We start from the raw sequence: 2,101 nt of genomic DNA on the forward strand, positions 1-2,101 counted from the left end.
CGTTATAACATTAGAATAGAAGAGGGGGAAGGAATATGAAAAATTATATTCAAGGAATTGATCATGTACAAGTAGCGGCGCCAGTAGGATGTGAAGAAGAAGCACGAGAATTTTATGGTAATAAAATTGGTATGGAGGAAATCCCAAAGCCAGAGGAATTAAAGAAGCGTGGTGGGTGTTGGTTTAAGTGTGGAAATCAAGAGATTCATATCGGAGTTGAGCAAAATTTTAATCCAGCTAAAAAAGCGCATCCAGCTTTTTATGTTTTGAAAATTAATGAATTTAAACAAGGGTTAATAAAGCAAGGTATTGAAGTAATAGATGATCATGCGCGACCAGATGTAATCAGATTTTACGTGTCAGATCCGTTTGGAAATCGAATTGAATTTATGGAAAATAAAAACTAGGTGAAGGTCCACCTAGTTTTTTACACTTTTCTAAACAATCCTAATACTTCAACAGTCTCCGTAATATTAACGAATGCATGAGGATCAATTTCCGAAATCGTTAGTTTCATACTTGCTAATTCTTCACGTGAAACGACTGTCATAAGTACACGTTTTTTCTCGTTTGAATAAGCACCTTCACCATCAAGTAACGTAATTCCACGTACTACAGTTGAAAGAAGCTTTTTTTTCATTTCTTCTGCTTGATTTGTTACAATCATAAGTGTAACTTTACGATGTTTCGTATGAACGGCATCAATTACTTTACCAGTTACATAAATTGAAAGTAAGCTTGTAAGGGCAACATCCCAAGTGAAGAAAAATCCTGCAATGACAACAACAACAGTATTTAATGCAATAAGGAATCCACCAAGTTTAATATCTCGCTTACGAGATAACAACATACCGATAATATCAAATCCACCAGTTGAACCATGGCAGTTAAAGACAAGACCAATACCAGCTCCGGCGATGACACCGCCAAATACAGATGATAAAAGAGGATCTGTTGCTACGACTTTTACTGGAACATAGTATAATGCAACAGATAATACAATTACAGAAACAACCGTGTTAAAAATTACTTTTTTTCCAAGACCTATGTATCCTAAAATAAGGATAGGTAAGTTCAATACAAAGTTAATAATACCTGTGTTTACAGGGGTTACAATCCCTAAAATAATAGCAATTCCGCCAATTCCACTACTTAAAATTTTATGGGGGATAAGGAAAAGATTAAAGGCAATTGCGATAATAATAGAACCAAAAATAACACCAAGAAATCTGACCATCTCTTTCCCGTCCTTCACTAAATAATCATATTATTTCAAGATTATATATGAAATTGAAAGTTTTTGGGGAAAACAGTTTATTTTGGAAAATTAGATTAATCCGAATAGTTCGAGTGTTTGATAAATTGGGAGGGGATACAGATATGAAGATAACGACGTATCAACAGAAGAGTCCTTTAAAACAAGAGTGTGAGGATTCATTTTTTTGTAATGAAGATAAAATGATTTACGGTGTATGCGATGGAGCAACACCGTTAGTTCCATTTTGTGATGAAGAAGGACATAATGGAGCATACATCGCTTCACATTTATTTGCAAGTCATTTTACTTCGCTACGAGAGATCAATAGTTTACAAGATGAAGTTGCAAAGGCGAATGAATTATTGCAAAACAAGATGCTAGAGTACAAGGTTGATACGAGAAAAAAAGACCATCTTTGGTGTACATGTATTGCAGCAGTTCAAATAGAAGGCGAAAAACTTGAATATGCACAGTTAGGTGATTGTATGATCGTTGCAATACTTCAAAATGGAGCGATGAGAGTATTAACGAAAGATACGGTTCAAGGAATTAGTAAACGTGCAAAAAAGAAGAGAGAGGAAGATAGAGAAAAGGGATTACCTATACCTGAGGAACACGTTTTTCAAGACGTTCGGGAGCAGTTAAAATACAATCGCTATCTTGCAAATATGCCAAACGGCTACTCAGTTGCAAATGGGATGAAAGAAGCTATGGATTATTTACAATATGGTGAATTACAGGTAGCTGAAGTAAGTGGGGTTTTTATTTGTTCAGACGGATTGTTTCACCCAGAGTGGTCGTTAGAACAAACTGTAGCATATATAAGAAAGAATAGTATAAAAG

3 protein-coding genes are annotated in these 2,101 nt (G+C 35.0%); 2 read left to right on the forward strand and 1 reads right to left on the reverse strand.

Going from position 1 to position 2,101, the window contains the following annotated elements; all coding sequences use genetic code 11:
• The first annotated feature begins 35 nt into the window (after window positions 1-35).
• Complete coding sequence (locus tag AB3X49_RS21905) at window positions 36-407, forward strand: VOC family protein (RefSeq protein ID WP_002087825.1); 372 nt, start codon at window positions 36-38, stop codon at window positions 405-407.
• A gap of 20 nt (window positions 408-427) precedes the next feature.
• Here the strand turns inward: AB3X49_RS21905 and AB3X49_RS21910 are convergent, their stop codons facing one another.
• Window positions 428-1,237 carry a YitT family protein gene (locus AB3X49_RS21910; RefSeq protein WP_000251329.1) on the reverse strand — a complete coding sequence of 270 codons (810 nt, stop codon included), beginning with the start codon at window positions 1,235-1,237 and terminating at the stop codon, window positions 428-430.
• Between the two features lie 143 nt (window positions 1,238-1,380).
• Here AB3X49_RS21910 and AB3X49_RS21915 point away from each other — a divergent pair.
• Window positions 1,381-2,101: protein phosphatase 2C domain-containing protein (locus AB3X49_RS21915; protein ID WP_367964726.1), on the forward strand; the 721-nt coding region annotated here is incomplete at its 3' end.

This window comes from Bacillus sp. C30 (genome assembly GCF_040838255.1).
Taxonomy (GTDB): Bacteria; Bacillota; Bacilli; order Bacillales; family Bacillaceae_G; genus Bacillus_A; species Bacillus_A mycoides.

Coding starts and splice junctions, on each gene's coding strand:
- AB3X49_RS21905 (WP_002087825.1), top strand. CDS start 36: ATGAAAAATTATATTCAAGGAATTGATCATGTACAAGTAGCGGCGCCA.
- AB3X49_RS21910 (WP_000251329.1), bottom strand. CDS start 1,237: ATGGTCAGATTTCTTGGTGTTATTTTTGGTTCTATTATTATCGCAATT.